Consider the following 14,983-nt stretch of genomic DNA (forward strand, 5'->3'; position numbering starts at 1 on the left):
GTGCGGATCAGCCCTCGTCGGCGTCCCCGGTGCCGTCGATTTCGGCGCGGACCAGACGTTCGACCTCGCTGCCGAGGCCGACGGCGGTGGGCCGGTCGAAGAACGCCCGCATCGGCAGCTCGACGCCGAAGACGCTGTGGATGTTCCAGAGCAGCCGCGCGGCCAGCAGGGAGTTGCCGCCACGCTCCAGGATGTCGTCGTCGGGGCCGATGTCGTCCCGCCCGAGCAGGTCCCGGATGAACCCCAGGATCGTCGCCTGGTGCGGTGCCAGCGGCGTCGCCGGTGCCGCCGCGGCGGCGCGATCGGCGGGCGTGCCGGTGGCCGTGGCCGCCGACGACGCCGGGTCGGGGCCCGCCGTCCCCACCGGAAGCGCCGGGTCGGCGGCGAACCGCGCGGCGAGCGTGCGCAACCGGTCGGCCAGCGTGACCGCCGTCGCCCGGTCGTGGAGCGCCGAGGCGTACTCGATGGCGCCCAGGTAGCGCCCGTCGGGCTGAGGCCAGACGGTGAGCGCGAGATCGGTACGGGCGACCGTCCACGCCTGCGCCAGCAGGTCGAGGTCCTCCTCCTGCCAGTGCTGGCCCACCAGGCCGTCCCCGGCCATGGTGACCAGGGTCTGGAACAGCGGCGTCCGCGCCGGGTCCCGGGGCTGCACCAGGGCGTCGGCGACGGCCTCGAACGGTGCGGCCTGATGGTCCAGGCCCTCCCGCAGGGTCCGCTCGACCCGGGTCAACGCCTCGGCGAAGGTCAGCTCGGGCGTCAGCCGCGCGCGGACGACCACGACGTCGATGAACAACCCGACCAGGTCGTGCAGTTCCGGTCGGGTCCGCCCCGAGTGCGGGGCGCCGACGCCGAAGTCCCAGCCGGCGCCCGCGCTCGCGAGCAGCACGATCCACAGGGTCAGGCAGACGACGTACGGGGTGGCCCCGGCCTGTCGACCGGTCTCCAGCAGCTCGCGGACGTCGGTCGCGGGGAACTCGAAGCGCACCGCGCCGCCCTCGATGCCGCGCTGCCCGGGACGCTCGCCCCGGATCGGCAGGTCGAGCGGGGGCAGGTCGCGCAGCGTGTGCCGCCAGTATCCGATCTGCTCGGCGAGCACGTCCCCGGTCAGCCGTGACCGGAGCCAGGCGACCGCGTCGACGTACCGGATCGGCAGCTCCGTCAGGTGCGTGGGCCGCCGCTGCCCGATCGCGGCGATCGTCTCGCGCAGTTCGTCGGCGAGGATCCGGGTGGACCAGCCGTCGCAGATGATGTGGTGGCAGACCAGCACGAGCAGTTGGCCGGGCCCACCGTCGCGGACCAGGGTCGCCCGGAACAGGGGCGCCACCGCGAGGTCGAAGCCGGTGCCCAGGTCCGCGGCGACGACCTTGCCGACCTCGGCGGGAGCCATCTCGACGGTGCGCAGCGGCACGTCCGGCGCGGGCTCGACGACGGCCCGCAGCCCGTCGGCGTCCATCCGGTAGCCGGTGCGCAGCACGTCGTGGCGGGCCATCAGGCGGGCCAGTGCCTCCCGGACCACCGCCGCGCCGGTGTCGCCGTCGAGCCGGACGAGCATCGGGAACAGGTACTCCGGGCTGCCGGGATTCATCCGGTCGAGCACCCAGAAGCGTTCCTGCGTGTACGACAGGGCCAGCCGCGCCCCGGCCGGCAGCCGCCCGATCGGGGCTGCCTGCTGGGCCCGGCGCAGCAGCTCGGCCTGCTCGCGCACGGTCGTCGCCAGGTTCAGCTCCCGGAAGTCCAGGTCCAGTCCGGACAGCTCGCGCAGCGTCGCCAGCAACCGGGTCATCAGCAGCGAGTGCCCGCCGAGGCGGTAGAAGTCGTCCTCGGGGCCGACGTGCGGGACGCCGAGCAACCGTTGCCAGGCCGCGATCACGATCTGCTCCCCGGCGGTGCCGGGCGTCGGCGGGTCCGTCGTCGCAGCCGCCGGGGCCGGCCAGTCCGGCTCGGGCAGCCGGGACCGGTCGGTCTTGCCGCTCGTCGTGCGGGGCAGGGCGGCCAACCGGCCCAGGTACGCCGGCACGGCGCTGGGCGGCAGCCGGTCACGCAGGTGACCGAGGAACTCGTCGACCGCGTCCTCGCGGGAGGTGACCACCCAGGCGGCGAGCCGGCGGATGCCGTGCCGGTCGGTGACCGCGCGGACCGCGGCCTCGATCACGTCGGGATGGGTCTCCAGGACCGCCTCGACCTCGCCCGGCTCGATCCGTACCCCGTTGATCTTGACCTGGGCGTCGACCCGGCCGACGAACTCCAGGGCGCCGTCGGGGCGTACCCGCACCAGGTCTCCGGTCCGGTACATCCGCGCCCCGGGCGGGCCGTCGGGATCCGGCAGGAACCGCTCCGCGGTCTGCGCGGCGTCCGCGTGGTATCCGCGGCCGACCCCGGCGCCGCAGAGGTACAACTCCCGCGCCGACCCGTCCTCGGTGACCCCGACGTCCGGCGGCAGCAGCAGGTGACGCAGGTTGTCGATGGGGCGCCCGATCGGCACCGGGCCGTGCCGCTGCGCGGGGTCGAAGGGTCCGGCCAGGGCGTCGATGGCGCACTCGGTGGGGCCGTAGGTGTTCAGGATCTCGACGTCGAGCCGCTCGCGGACCCGCTGGCACAGCTCGGCGTGCAGCGGCTCCCCGGCGCAGCAGATCAGGCGCAGGCTGTCGCAGCGGTCCAGCTCGGGTTCGACCGCGAGCAGCCGCAGCATGGTGGGCACGAGCTGCACCACGGTGGCCCGTTCCTCCCGGACTGACCGAACGAGTTCCGCGGTGTCCCGACCGGCCCCGGGCCGGCCGAACGTGACGGCGGCGCCGCGCAGCAGCGGCGCGAAGATCTCCCAGCCGGCCGCGTCGAACGTCAGCGGGGTCTTCTGGAGCACCCGGTCGTCGCGGGACAACCGCAGGGCGCGTACTGCCCAGTGCACCCGGTTGGCGATGGCCCCGTGCTCGACGACGACGCCCTTGGGCGCGCCCGTCGAACCCGAGGTGAAGATCATGTACGCGGCCTGGCGTGGTCCCGTCAGCCGTCCCGGCAGCGGGGTGGTGGCGTCGCCCGTGCCGACCAGTTCGCCGACGTCGCAGCGCAGGACGCCCGGCGGGAGATCCCCGTCGGCCGCGTCCCGCGCCGGTTCCCCGTCGGCGGGGCGCGGCGGGTCGGTCAGGACGATCCGGGCGCCGGCCCGGGTGACCACCTCGCGCCGGCGTCGGGCCGGGGCGAACGGGTCGAGCGGCACGTAGCAGCCGCCGGCGAGCCAGATCCCCAGCAGCGCGGCGACCAGGTGTGGACCGGGGGAGACCAGCACCCCGACCGGCGACTCCGGCCGCACCCCCCGGGCCGTTAGTCCCCGGGCGACGCGCCACGCCGCGTCGGCCAGCTCCCGGTAGGTGACTCCGCTGCCGTCGTGCCGCACGGCGGGCGCCGACGGATGCTGCCGGACCCGCTCCAGAAAGGACGCGGGAATCAGCGCGGTCATCGTCCACCTCGGCCCACGGATGAAGACTGACCCGCGCGCCGCGGCGGGACCAGGCATTCGGCAGGCAACATCCCGGCCGGCGAATTGCCGGTCCGCGTGCCTGGTCGGCGTCGGTCCCGGGTGGCGAGAATTGTCGCGCCACCGCGGCGGTGTGCGGTTCGTGCCGCCGCCGCGGTCCCTGCCTGAGGTGCGCCCTCGCCGGTTCGAGGGAATGGAGAATCGCCGTGACTTCCATGACAGGTGAGAGCGCCGGACTCCGCGACCTGGCGCTCACCGAGGACGAGCGGTCGAGGCTGTCCGCCGTGGTGGCGCGCCTGGCCCGGGCCGGGTCGGCGGGCGTCGACGACGCCGCCTGGCAGGCGAGGGCCCGGCTGGACGGATGCCACCTGCCGCCCCGGCTGCTGGCGGCGATCCGCGGCTTCCGGTACGACGCCGGCGTTGACGGCCGGCTGACCATCACCAACCTTCCGGTCGGGGCCGAGGCGTTGCCGCCCACCCCGACCGTGCCGGATTCGGTCGAGCGGGTGGCCACCGTCCCCGCGACGATCGCCATGCTCGTCGGGCTGCAACTGGGTGAGGTCATCGCGTACCGCGAGGAGAAGCACGGGGCGATGGTGCAGAACGTCGTCCCGGTGCCGTCGCTGGCGACGTCGCAGAGCAACGGCGGTTCGGTGCGACTGGAGTTCCACACCGAGAACGCGTTCCACCCCGACCGGCCGCACTACGTCGGGCTGCTCTGCCTCCGCCCCGCCCACGAGGACCGGGTGGGGACCCAGGTGGCCTCCGTGCGTCGGGCCTTCCCGCTGCTCGACGAGGGAAGCCGGACGGTCCTGCGGGAGGCGCGGTTCGTCACCGCCACGCCGCCGTCGTTCCGGTCGGCGGGCGAGTCCGAACCGCATCCGGTGCTCAGCGGCAGCGAGGACGACCCGGACCTCTGCGTCGACTTCCACGCCACCTCGGCGCTGGACGACAAGGCGGACCGGGCGCTGGCCGCGCTCCGCGCGGCGCTGACGCGGGTCCGGTGCGACCTGGTGCTCCGTCCCGGCGACATGGTCTTCCTGGACAACCGACTGGTGGTGCACGGGCGGGTCGCGTTCCGGCCCCGCTACGACGGCAACGACCGGTGGCTGCACCGGGTGTTCGTGCATCTGGACAACCGCCGTACCCGTGGCCGCCGCACCGCCGACGGCGCCGTGCTGTCCTGAGTCTCCCGGCTCTCGCGGGGTTCGCCGGGCCGGTCCCGGGCCGGTCCGCCCGAAGCCTCAGCCGTGCTCCGGGGCGTCGCCGGCGTCCGCGCCGGCCGCCCCGGGATCGGCGGCGAGCGGGCCGGCGCAGCCGCGGCGGTACGACCCCCGGACGGTGCGCCGTCGCGGCGTCGTCAGTAGGCACCACGGCACCACTCCAGCACCGCCATCGCGCTGTACATCTTGTTCTCGGCCTGCTCGAAGGCGATGGCGGCCGGTCCGTCGAGGACCTCGGCGCTGACCTCCTCGCCCCGGTGAGCGGGCAGGTCGTGCATGAACACCGCCTTCGGGGCGCGTTCCATCACCTCCGCCGTCACCCGGAACGGCGCGAACACCGCGCGCCAGTCGGGGTCGGGCTTGCTGGTTCCGGTGGTCTGCCAGCGGGTGGTGTAGACCACGTCGACGTCCCTCGGCAGGTCGGCCAGGTCGTGCCGCTCGCGGACCACCGCGCCGCGCGCCGCCGTGGCCGCCGCGCGCCGGTGGACCTCGGGCGCGAGGCCGTACCCCGGCGGGGTGCGCAACTCCAGCCGCGCTCCCGGGTAGCGGCTGAGCCCCCGGGCGAGCGCGGCCGCCGTGTTGTTGCCCTCGCCCAGGTACAGCACGCGCAGGCCCTCGACGGAGCCGAACCGCAGCGTGAGGGTGGTCAGGTCGGCCAGAGCCTGGGTGGGGTGCTCGTCGGCGCTCATGGCGTTGACCACGGCCATCCGGCGCTGTCCGGCCCAGACCCGCATCTCGGCCGGGTCGTCGGCCGTGCGCGCCACCAGCACGTCGAGCATCCCGGACAGCACCCGCCCGGTGTCCTCGCTGCTCTCGCCGGTGTTGAGTTGCAGGTCACCCGGCCCGTACGCGATGACCCCGGCGCCGAGCCGGAGCGCGCCGGAGGTGAACGCGGTGCGGGTCCGCGTCGAGGTGCGGCGGAAGTAGATCCCCACCACCGTCCCGGCCAGGCCGGAGCCCGTCGCACCGGTCGCCGTGGCGGCGCGCCGCGCGATCGTGGCTCCGCGCTCGACGATGTCCCGCACCGCCCCGTCGGTCAGGTCGTCCAGGGAGATCAGGTGCCGCGCGCTACCGTCGTCCGCCATCCGGCATCCCGCCTCTCGGGCTCGCTGGCCAGGGGATCGCTACCATCGTTCGACCTCTCCGAAGAACTCCGGCACCGCCGTGACCCGGCCGGCGCGGCGACCGGCGGCGAGGACCTCCAGGCCCACGGCGAGGTCGAGCACGCCGAGCCCGAACGGCGAGAAGACGCGGGGCTTGTCCCGGCCCGGCGTCTCCTCGTCGAGCAGGAGCTGGGCCAGGGTGGCGTCGATGAAGTCGCGGTGGCCGAACTTCTGCTCCGCCAGGTGGACCGAGGTGCCGGCGGTGAGGCAGTGGTCCACGTCGTCGACGACGTTGTAAGCGGCGGCGACCACGTCCGGTCCCAGGTCGCGCAGGGAGATGTTCAGGACGGTCTGTCCCGCGGCGAGGATCCCCACGTCGAGGAGGTACGGCTCGGTGGCGGTCGTGGCCAACAGGACGATGTCGGCACCCGTCACCGCGTCGGTCGGTGTGTCGGCCACCGACGCCGGGTAGCCCAGGGAACCGGCATGCTCGGCGTACCGCCGGGCGTAGCCCGGGACGGCGTCGTGGACGGCGACCCGCCCGATCGACCAACGCAGCGACGCCAGGAACTCCAGGACGGTGCGGGCGATGATCCCGGCACCGATCACCGCGACCCGGTCCGCCGTGCGGGAACCGTGGATCCGCTCCGCGGCCAGGACGGCCGAGGCCGCCGTCCGGGCGGCACTGATCTGCGCCGCCTCGAGGCAGGCGAACGGATACCCGGTCGCGAAGTCGTTGAGCACCAGCACGGCCGAGGCACGCGGGACGTTGCGCGTGATGTTGTCGGGGAAGCTGGCGATCCACTTGATGCCCGCCACGCCCGGATCGCCGCGCAGAAACGCCGGCAGGGCGATGATCCGCGCGTTCGGCTTCTCCGGGAAACGCAGGAAGTAGCTGTTCGGGTTCACCGTCTCGCCGCGATGATGCGCCAGGTACGTCTCGCGCACCCGGTCGACGAGCTGCGGCCGGGACCGTTCGACGACGGCCCGAATGTCCGGGCCGCCCATCAGGTGGAAGGGGAACACGGCGAGTCAACTCCTCAGCGGGGACAGCCGCGGCTGGTCGTCGGTCGCCGGGATCAGGCAGGCCGCGCCGAACCGCTCGGTCACCCAGACGTCGTCGTAGATCGTCTGCACGTACCGGTCGCCGAGGTCCGGGGAGATGCCCACCACGCGCGAGCCGGCCGGCAGGTCGGGCGCGCGGCGCAGGATCGCCGAGACGACCGAACCGGTCGAGCCGCCGGCGAACAGCCCGTACCGGCGGGCGAGCCAGCGGCAGGCCCGGACGGTGTCCGCCTCGGGCACCAGGACCACCTCGTCCACGACCCCCGGCCGGAAGATCTCGGGCCGGCGACTCGCGCCGATCCCGGGGATGTACCGACGCGCCGCCGGGAACCCGAAGTTGACCGATCCGACCGCGTCCACGGCCACGATCCGGGTGTCCGGCGAGGCGGTCCGGAAGTGGCTGACGCAGCCCATCAGCGTGCCGGAGGTGCCCGTGCCGACGAACAGGAAGTCGATGTCGGAGAGTTCGGCCGTGATCGCGGTGGCCGTGCACCGGTCGTGCACGAACCAGTTCGCCGGGTTCGCGTACTGGTTCAGCCACACCAGGTCCGGATCCTCGGTGAGCAACTGCTCGATGTAGGAGATGCGGGTGCCGAGGTACCCACCGCTGGCGTCCAGCCGGTCCACCCCGACCACGTCGGCGCCCAGCGCGCGCATCACCGCCACGCACTGCGGGGACGTGTTCGGGTCGGTGACGCAGAGGAAGTGGTAGCCCTTCTCGGCCGACACCATCGCGAGCGCCACGCCCAGGCTGCCCGACGAGGATTCGACCAGCCGCCCGCCGGGGGCCAGGATCCCCTTCCGCTCGGCATCGCTCACCATGTTCAGGGCCGTCTTCAGCTTTATCGACCCGGCCGGATTGAGGCCCTCTATCTTCAGATAGAGGTCGAGGTGCTCGGCCACGCCGGTGAGGTGGAGGAAGACATCGTCCAGAATTATCTCGTACGCGTGCTCGTATATCATCGATGTCAACCCCGATAAATGTCGATTCAAGGCCGCACGACTGATGGCTGTCCCCGCCGGCGATTCCGGCCGACGATTGTCGTTCCGCGATCAACGTACGCCAGCATAGGCCGGCCCGACCTGCCGCGACAGGCAAAGAGGCGGCAGCTTCGCCGGTCGACGGAACGGGCCGAACAGGCAGGACAGGGGCAGCGGAATTGCCGCCCGAATGCCTGGTGTGCGACGCCCGGAGGTGTCCTACTGGGTACGGATCCGTCGCCGACGTGAGGGTGTGAGGCCGGACCATGCGTCCTTCATCGGCGGCCGGTGCCGTCGCGGCGACGGACGGCCGCGAATTGAGCGTCGGGCAGGAAGCGCTGTGGTTTCTTCACCAGCTGGCGCCCGAGAGCAGCGCCTACAACGTGTCCGGGGCACTGAATCTGCATTTCCCGGTCGACGTCGCGGCACTCGGCTCGGCCGTCGCCCGCACGACGGCCGGCAACAGCCAGTTGAACTCGGTGATCCGGACCGTCGCCGGCGAGGCGCGCCGCTGTCCCGGCGGGCCCGGCACGACCCTGCGGGTCCATGAACTGGTCGCCGACGACGACACGGTGCGGGACTTCGCCCGCAACTGGGCGCAGCGGCCGTTCCAGCTCGACCGGCAACCACCGGTCCGGGTCGCGCTGCTGCGCCGCGGTGGCGCGGGCCCCGACGTGCTGCTGGTGGCCGGTCACCACATCGCCCTGGACAACGTCTCCATACTGCTGGTCATCCGCGAGATCCTGGACCGGTACGCGGCCCGCACCGCCGGGACCGGACTCCCCGTGGTGGACACCGGCGCGGCCTTCGACCATTTTGTGCGGCGGGAGCGGGATTTCCTCGGCTCGGCCCGGGCGGCCGCGGCCCGCGCGCACTGGCGCCGCGAGCTGACCGGCGCGGGGGAGGCCACCGGTCTGCCGACCGACCTGCCGAGACCCGCCGTGTACCGCTTCGTCGGCGCCGAGATAGGTGTCCCGCTGCCGGCGGAACTGCTGGCGCGGGTCGAGGCGGCCTGCGCGGCGGAGAACGTCACCTTCTTCGGGTATCTGCTGTCGGTGTTCCAGCTGCTGCTCCACACGGCGAGCGGGGACACCGACTTCGTCGTCGGGTACACCGTGTCGGTCCGTCCCGGCCGGACGTTCCGGGACGCCGTGGGCAACTTCGTCAACACGTTGCCGCTGCGCGTCCGGGTCGAGCCGGACGGGTCGTTCCCGGCGCTGCTGCGCCGCACGAGCGAGCGACTGTGGCCCGGGTTGGTCCATCGCGACTACCCGTTCGCCCTGATGCCCAGGCTCGTCGACACCCGGCGCGACCCCGGTCGGGCCGGACCGATCTCGACGTTGTTCGTGCTGGGCGCCGACGATCCCACCGACCCCTTCTTCGGCATCATCGTGCCGGGCCATCGGGTCGAACGGGCCGGCCTCACCGTGTCGCAGTTCGACGTGCCGCAGCAACTCGGCCAGTTCGACCTGACGCTGCAGGTGCTCCGGCACGCCCCGGCCGGGCGGGCCGCGCTGAAGCTCAAGTACAACACCTCACTGTTCACCGCCGCCACGGCCGGCCGCCTGGCCGACGGCTACCTCGGGCTGCTCCGCGCCGCCGCCGACGGGACGCTCCCGTCGAGACCGGCCCGGATCGCCCACCATCCGTAGCGGATCCCGGCCCGGTCCGTCCCCGCCGGGCCCGCCGGGCCAGGCCGTCGGGCCGGTCAGCCGGGTCGGGCGGTCGGGCCGGTCAGCCGGGTCGGGCGGTCGGGCCGGGCCGTCGGCCGGGCCGTTGGGTCGGTCAGCCGGGTCGGGCCGTCGGGAACGCCGCCCGCCGGGCAACCGTTCGGACCGGACGGTTGCACACCGCCGCCCGGCCCGGGTCGGCGGCGGTTCACCGGTAGGCGCGCGACTGGAGCCCGTACAGCTCCGCGTAGAGGCCGCCCGCGGCGATCAGCTCGTCGTGGCTGCCCTGCTCGCGGATCCGGCCCCCGTCCAGGACCACGATCAGGTCCGCCATCCGTACGGTGGAGAAGCGGTGCGACACGAGCACGGTGACCGCACCCGAGTCCCGACCGGCGCGGGCGGTCTCGGCGAACCGTTCGAACAGGGCGTGCTCGGTGTGCGCGTCGAGCGCCGCGGTGGGCTCGTCGAAGACGACCAGCAGGGGTGTGGTGTCCATCAGGCCGCGGGCCAGCGCCAGCTTCTGCCACTGCCCGCCGGACAGGTCGACGCCGTCCGGCCATCGGGCGCCCAACTGGGTACGCGGCCCGGCGGGGAGCGCGGCGACCACGCCGGTCGCCCCGGCCCGCTCCAGGGCCGCCCGCACCGTTGCCGGATCCGCCATCCGGGGCAGGTCGCCGACCCCGACCGTCTCCGACGCCAGGAACTCGAACGACGTGAAGTCCTGGAACGCGGCCGACACCCGCGCCCGCCACTGGTCACCGGCCAGGCGAGCGAGGTCGACACCGTCGACCCGGATGCTGCCGCGGACCGGCGAGTAGAAGCCGCACAACAGCTTGACCAGCGTGGTCTTTCCGGCGCCGTTGTCACCGACGAGCGCGACGACCGCGCCGGCGGGCAGCCGCAGCGAGATGTCGGAGAGCACCTCCCGGCTCCCCTCGGCCCGCGGGTACGCGAAGCCGACCCCGCGCAGCTCGATGGCCCCGCGCAGGGTCGCCGGAACCGGGGCGGGATCGGTGAGCGGCCGGCGCGCCCGGTCGGCCTCCGCCGCCAGCCAGCGGAACCGCCGCGCCACCGCCAGGACGAACAGGAACTCCGTGCCGTACTGCACCGCCAGCCCGACCGTGCCGGTCAGTTGCGCGGCCACGCCGACCACCAGCGCCACGTCGCCGGGCGTCGCGCGCCCGCTCGTCGCGAGGAACAGCACCAGCCCGATCGCCCCGACGTACCCCAGGGCGGAGACCACACCGTCGGCGGTCTGCAGGCCGGCGGCGCGCCAGTCCGCGCGGTCGCGTTGCCGCAGCACGGCCGCCGCGCCGCGATGATGGCGGGTACGGACGACCTCGACCAGGTCGAACACGCGCAGCTCCTTGCCGGCTGCGGCGGAGGTGCCCAGCTCGAACAGGTGCCGGCGGAGGCGTTCCGGCTCGCTGGTGGCCTCCTGGGCGGCCACCTTGAGGTCGCGGCTCAGCCTGCCCAGCCAGAAGGAGAGCATCGACAACACCGGCAGCAGCAGGAGCAGCGGATGGACCATCAGGAGCAGCGCGGCGCTGACGCCCAGGGCCGCGGCGACCCGCAGCAGACCGGCCGTCGCGTTCACCATCCCGGCCAGCCGGCCCTGCTCCTCGCGGACCCGGTGCGCCTGGTCCAGGTACTCGGGCCGCTCGTGGTGGGCCAGCCCGTCGGTGCCGCCCATCAGCGTCATCAACCGCTGGCTGGCCAGCGAGCCGGCTCGCTCCATCACCGTGAACAGGCAGTCGACGTAGTAGAAGACGCAGGTCAGGGCGCCGCCGGAGAGCAGCGCCAGCAGGCCGGCCGCGACCAGGCCACGGTCCAGGTCGCGGGCGATCGCGGCGTCCACGATCAGCTTGACGCTCCAGGCGGTGATCGGCACCGCGACCGCGAACACCACGCCGGTGAGGAGCTGGCAGGTGGCGTGCCAGGGGGCGGCGCGGAACCCGATGCCCATCAGGGACGCGTACGCCCGTGCGGTCTCACGCATGTTCGCCCCCCGATTCGCCGGCACCCGACGTCGCTCCCGGTGCGCTGAGCAGGACCGGCCGCTGGTCCGGCCCGGTCGGCGGCCCGCCGTCGACGAACCGGGCGGCCTGCAGCCGGAACATGGTGGCGTACCGCCCGTCCAGGGCCATCAGCTCCGAATGCGTACCGTCCTCGACGACCGCGCCCCGGTGCAGCACGATGATGCGGTCCGCCAGGCGGACGGTCGAGAACCGGTGCGAGACCAGGATCGTGGTCAGTCCGGCGGTGAGGTCGAGGAAGCGCTCGTAGAGTTCGGCCTCGGCCCGTACGTCCAGCGCGGCCGTCGGCTCGTCCAGGATCAGCACCCGGGCGCCGGCCTCGACCGCGAAGAAGGCGCGGGCCATCGCGACCCGCTGCCACTGACCGCCGGACAGGTCGACGCCGCCGGCGTACTCCGGTGACAGGATGGTGTCCCAGCCCCGCGGAAGTCCCTCGATCAGCGGCAGCGCGCCCGCCCGCTCGGCGGCCGCGCGCAGCCGGGCCCGGTCGGTGGCCAGCTCGGGTGCGCCCATGCCGACGTTGTCCGCCGCGCTGAGGTGGTACCGGGTGAAGTCCTGGAACAGGGCGGAGACCCGGCTGCGCCACACCGCCGGACCGAGGTCGGCCAGGTCGTGACCGTCGACGCTGATCCTGCCCGCGGTGGGCCGGTACAGCCCGCAGACGAGCTTCACCAGCGACGTCTTGCCGGCACCGTTCTCGCCGACGACGGCGAGCGACTTGCCCGCGTCGATGGTGAGGTCGAGATCGCGGAGCGCGTCCTCGGCCGCGCCCGGATAGCGGAACCGGACGCCCTCGGCGCGGATCCGCCGGGCGGGAAACTCCGCCGGCAGCGCCCGTACCGGCTTCCCGGCGGCGTCGGGCGCCGCCTCGGCCGCCTCGGGTACGGCACCGGCCGCATCGGGCCCGGGGGTGAGTCGGTCGTCCAGGTCGAGCACCTTGGGCACGGTGACCGCCGCGAACGACAGGATCGCGTTGTGGTCGTCGAACGCGGTGTAGCTGTTGGCCATGCCCAGGGCCTGGGTGTAGACCGCGAGAGCGGCCAGGCCCAGGTCCCCCCGGACCGCGGCCCAGACCAGCAGACCGTAGGAGAGGGCGTTGACCGCCACGATCGTGCCGGTGGTCCCGAGGACCGCGCCCCGGCGGGGCCGTCGCTGCCGCCAGATCGGCTCGACCGCGGCCCGCCAGGCGGACCGGTAACGCCCGAGCAGCCAGTCCAGCATTCCCCAGATCCGGATCTCCTTCGCGGCCGGCGCGGTGATGGCGAGGTCGCGCAGGTACTCGGCGCGCCGCAGGGCGTCGCTCTGCCCGAATCCGACCTGACCGACGCGCAGGTACTCGCGTTGCATGACGTGCACGACGGCCGGCCAGACCACCAGCCACAGCAGACCGACCGCCGGGTGGAACGCCAGCAGCACGGCGGCCGCGCCGAGCGCGCGCAGCCAGGACGGGAGCACGGCGGCCATCGCCTCGACGGCGAGGCCCGGGCGGTCCGAATCGGCCGTGCCGAGGCCGCGGACCACGCGCAGCCGGGCCAGCACCTCGGAGTCCTCCAGGTGCGCGACGGTGGCCGGCCGGCCGACCGCGGCCATCACGCGTTCCTGCAGGTAGCGGTCGACCTGGCGACCCAGTGTCTCGGCCAGCGTGCGCAGCAGCGGCGAGACGATCCGGTCCAGCATCACCAGCGCGCCGACCACGACCAGCAGCGCGAGCAGCGTCCGCCGGTGGGGGGAGTACGCGCCCCCGCGAACCGCGGCCGGGATGGCGCCGATGAGGGCACCGGTCGCGACGCCGACCGCCACCGGCAGCACCGATGAGAGCAGGACCCCGAGGACGCCGAGCGCCGCCTTCGGCCGGCTCACCCTGGGCAGCAACCGCAGCAGCGCCAGTAGTCCGGTGACGGCTTCCGGCGGGCGGAAAAATGTCACGCCAGTTGAATATCGGGTCCGCTGCGAAGGGTCAAGACGGTTCACTGACCATTTGACCGCCGTCACTTTCCTTTGTCTCGGGGAAGCTGCCTGCTAATCTCCGCTTGGCACCTGATCGAGGAGTCTCTCGGTCGAGTACCTCGGGTGATTTGGGTTGACTGTCGCGCTCGCGACGCAATAAGGAAAGCCGTGCGCTTTCGGCGTTGAGCGGGGAGATATGGACCTGGGAAACAATGTTGCCTCGCTGCGTAGGCTGCGTGGCTGGACGCAAGAGGAACTCGCCGAGCGGTGCGGCCTCAGCGTACGGACGATCCGTAACGTCGAGCTTGGATCGGTCGACCCCCGTCGATCATCGGTCAAGCTGATCCTGCGCGCGCTCGACGCCGGTGAGGTGACCGAGGACTCCCGTGGCGTCCCGGCCGCCCCGGACCGGTGGCGCGGGCTGCCCCCGCCGCGGCACCCCATCGTGGGCATGCGCGCCGAGCTGCACGAACTGGCGCGGACCGTGCTGGCCAGCCGCCTGACGGCCGTGCTGGGGCCCGGTGGGGTGGGCAAGACCCGGATCGCGCTGGGCGTGGCGGCCGAGATCGCCTCGACGTTCCGGCACGGCGTCCTGGTCGTCGAGCTGGGTGACATTCCGGCGGAGGAGCCGGCGGCGCCGGCTCCCACGGCGGTGATCCTGGAACGCGTCACGCGATTGGTCGGTCCGGAATCGACCTGGAACGAGCCGGGCACGACGGGCGGTGCCCCCGGCGCGAACGCCGACCTGCTGATCCTCCTCGACAACGCGGAACACCTCCCGTCCGCCGTCGCCGCCGCCGGCAAGGAACTGCTCAACGCCTACCCCCGGGCGCACATCCTGATCACCTCGCGCCGGCCGGTCACCGACCGGTGGGGGCTGAGCCGGGAGATCCGGCCGCTGCCGGTGGAGCCGGCGCACCAGGAGGGCGGCTCGCTCGCCCCCGCCGTCGAACTCGTCCTGCGCCGGGCCAGCGCGGGCCTGCCGGCCACCGTCGACCTGGCCCGGGACCTGCCCCACGTGGTGGAGCTGTGCCGGCGGCTGGCGGGCGTTCCCCGGGCGCTGGAGTTCGCCGCGGAACGGCTCCGGACCATCCCCATCCGGTCGCTGCTGGCGGCCGGGCCGGCGCTGCGCATGCTGCGCACCAGCGACCACTCGCTCTCCCCGCACCAGCGGTCGGTGGCCGACAGCATCCGGTGGAGCACCGACCTGCTCTCGGACGAACACCGCCTGCTGCTGCGGCACATCGCCGGCCTGCCGGCCACCGAGTTCACCCCCGAACAGGTGCTGGCGGCGGCCGGCGAGGCGGCGGGCGCGGACCTGGAGAACGTGCTGTGCCTCTTCTCCGACCTGGTCGACCACGGCCTCGTCACCGCCTGCCGGGACCACGTCTACCGGTACCGGCTGATGCCGTACGTCGGCCAGGTCGTCTGCGCCGACCTCGACGCGTCCGTGGTGGCCGCCTGCCGCGTGCCGGCCGCCTGAGCC

At 73.6% G+C, this 14,983-nt stretch carries 9 protein-coding genes; 3 read left to right on the forward strand and 6 right to left on the reverse strand.

The genetic code is table 11. From position 1 onward, the window contains the following. Positions 1-7 precede the first annotated feature (7 nt). A complete protein-coding gene (locus ACFOX0_RS18565) occupies positions 8-3,454 on the reverse strand; it encodes an amino acid adenylation domain-containing protein (protein WP_377547505.1) in 3,447 nt (1,148 codons plus the stop codon). Positions 3,455-3,687: 233 nt separating this feature from the next. Here ACFOX0_RS18565 and ACFOX0_RS18570 point away from each other — a divergent pair, with 233 nt between their 5' ends. Further along, positions 3,688-4,659 carry a TauD/TfdA family dioxygenase gene (locus ACFOX0_RS18570; RefSeq protein WP_377547697.1) on the forward strand — a complete coding sequence of 324 codons (972 nt, stop codon included), beginning with the start codon at positions 3,688-3,690 and terminating at the stop codon, positions 4,657-4,659. 173 nt (positions 4,660-4,832) lie between these two features. On the opposite strand, the gene ACFOX0_RS18575 is transcribed toward ACFOX0_RS18570, so the two are convergent. Genes ACFOX0_RS18575 through sbnA form a run of 3 tightly spaced genes read right to left on the reverse strand, consistent with a single transcriptional unit; the run spans position 4,833 to position 7,826 of the window. Beyond that, the gene (locus ACFOX0_RS18575; RefSeq protein ID WP_377547507.1) at positions 4,833-5,780 is read right to left on the reverse strand and encodes an ornithine carbamoyltransferase; all 948 of its coding nucleotides are present in this window, start codon (positions 5,778-5,780) and stop codon (positions 4,833-4,835) included. 39 nt (positions 5,781-5,819) lie between these two features. Next, positions 5,820-6,824, reverse strand: a complete 1,005-nt coding sequence (gene sbnB, locus ACFOX0_RS18580) for a 2,3-diaminopropionate biosynthesis protein SbnB (protein ID WP_377547510.1) — start codon at positions 6,822-6,824, stop codon at positions 5,820-5,822. Between the two features lie 6 nt (positions 6,825-6,830). Next, on the reverse strand, positions 6,831-7,826 hold the full coding sequence (gene sbnA, locus ACFOX0_RS18585; RefSeq protein WP_377547512.1) for a 2,3-diaminopropionate biosynthesis protein SbnA: 996 nt from the start codon (positions 7,824-7,826) through the stop codon (positions 6,831-6,833). 284 nt (positions 7,827-8,110) lie between these two features. Here sbnA and ACFOX0_RS18590 point away from each other — a divergent pair, with 284 nt between their 5' ends. Continuing rightward, the gene (locus ACFOX0_RS18590; protein WP_377547515.1) at positions 8,111-9,496 is read left to right on the forward strand and encodes a condensation domain-containing protein; all 1,386 of its coding nucleotides are present in this window, start codon (positions 8,111-8,113) and stop codon (positions 9,494-9,496) included. A 226-nt stretch (positions 9,497-9,722) separates the two neighbouring features. Here ACFOX0_RS18590 and ACFOX0_RS18595 read toward each other — a convergent pair whose 3' ends face one another. Then, complete coding sequence (locus ACFOX0_RS18595) at positions 9,723-11,513, reverse strand: ABC transporter ATP-binding protein (RefSeq protein WP_377547518.1); 1,791 nt, start codon at positions 11,511-11,513, stop codon at positions 9,723-9,725. Beyond that, the gene (locus ACFOX0_RS18600) at positions 11,506-13,476 is read right to left on the reverse strand and encodes an ABC transporter ATP-binding protein (RefSeq protein ID WP_377547520.1); all 1,971 of its coding nucleotides are present in this window, start codon (positions 13,474-13,476) and stop codon (positions 11,506-11,508) included. Before ACFOX0_RS18600 ends, ACFOX0_RS18595 begins: the two co-directional genes overlap by 8 nt. 217 nt (positions 13,477-13,693) lie before the next feature. Here ACFOX0_RS18600 and ACFOX0_RS18605 point away from each other — a divergent pair, with 217 nt between their 5' ends. Beyond that, positions 13,694-14,980, forward strand: a complete 1,287-nt coding sequence (locus tag ACFOX0_RS18605) for a helix-turn-helix domain-containing protein (protein WP_377547522.1) — start codon at positions 13,694-13,696, stop codon at positions 14,978-14,980. The last annotated feature ends 3 nt before the right edge of the window (positions 14,981-14,983 follow it).

Source organism: Micromonospora zhanjiangensis, assembly GCF_042650605.1.
Classification (GTDB): domain Bacteria; phylum Actinomycetota; class Actinomycetes; order Mycobacteriales; family Micromonosporaceae; genus Micromonospora_J; species Micromonospora_J zhanjiangensis.

Excerpts from the sequence above, each read along its gene's own strand:
- ACFOX0_RS18565 (WP_377547505.1), bottom strand. The coding sequence starts at position 3,454 with ATGACCGCGCTGATTCCCGCGTCCTTTCTGGAGCGGGTCCGGCAGCAT.
- ACFOX0_RS18570 (WP_377547697.1), top strand. The coding sequence starts at position 3,688 with ATGACAGGTGAGAGCGCCGGACTCCGCGACCTGGCGCTCACCGAGGAC.
- ACFOX0_RS18575 (WP_377547507.1), bottom strand. The coding sequence starts at position 5,780 with ATGGCGGACGACGGTAGCGCGCGGCACCTGATCTCCCTGGACGACCTG.
- sbnA (WP_377547512.1), bottom strand. The coding sequence starts at position 7,826 with ATGATATACGAGCACGCGTACGAGATAATTCTGGACGATGTCTTCCTC.
- ACFOX0_RS18590 (WP_377547515.1), top strand. The coding sequence starts at position 8,111 with ATGCGTCCTTCATCGGCGGCCGGTGCCGTCGCGGCGACGGACGGCCGC.
- ACFOX0_RS18595 (WP_377547518.1), bottom strand. The coding sequence starts at position 11,513 with ATGCGTGAGACCGCACGGGCGTACGCGTCCCTGATGGGCATCGGGTTC.
- ACFOX0_RS18605 (WP_377547522.1), top strand. The coding sequence starts at position 13,694 with ATGGACCTGGGAAACAATGTTGCCTCGCTGCGTAGGCTGCGTGGCTGG.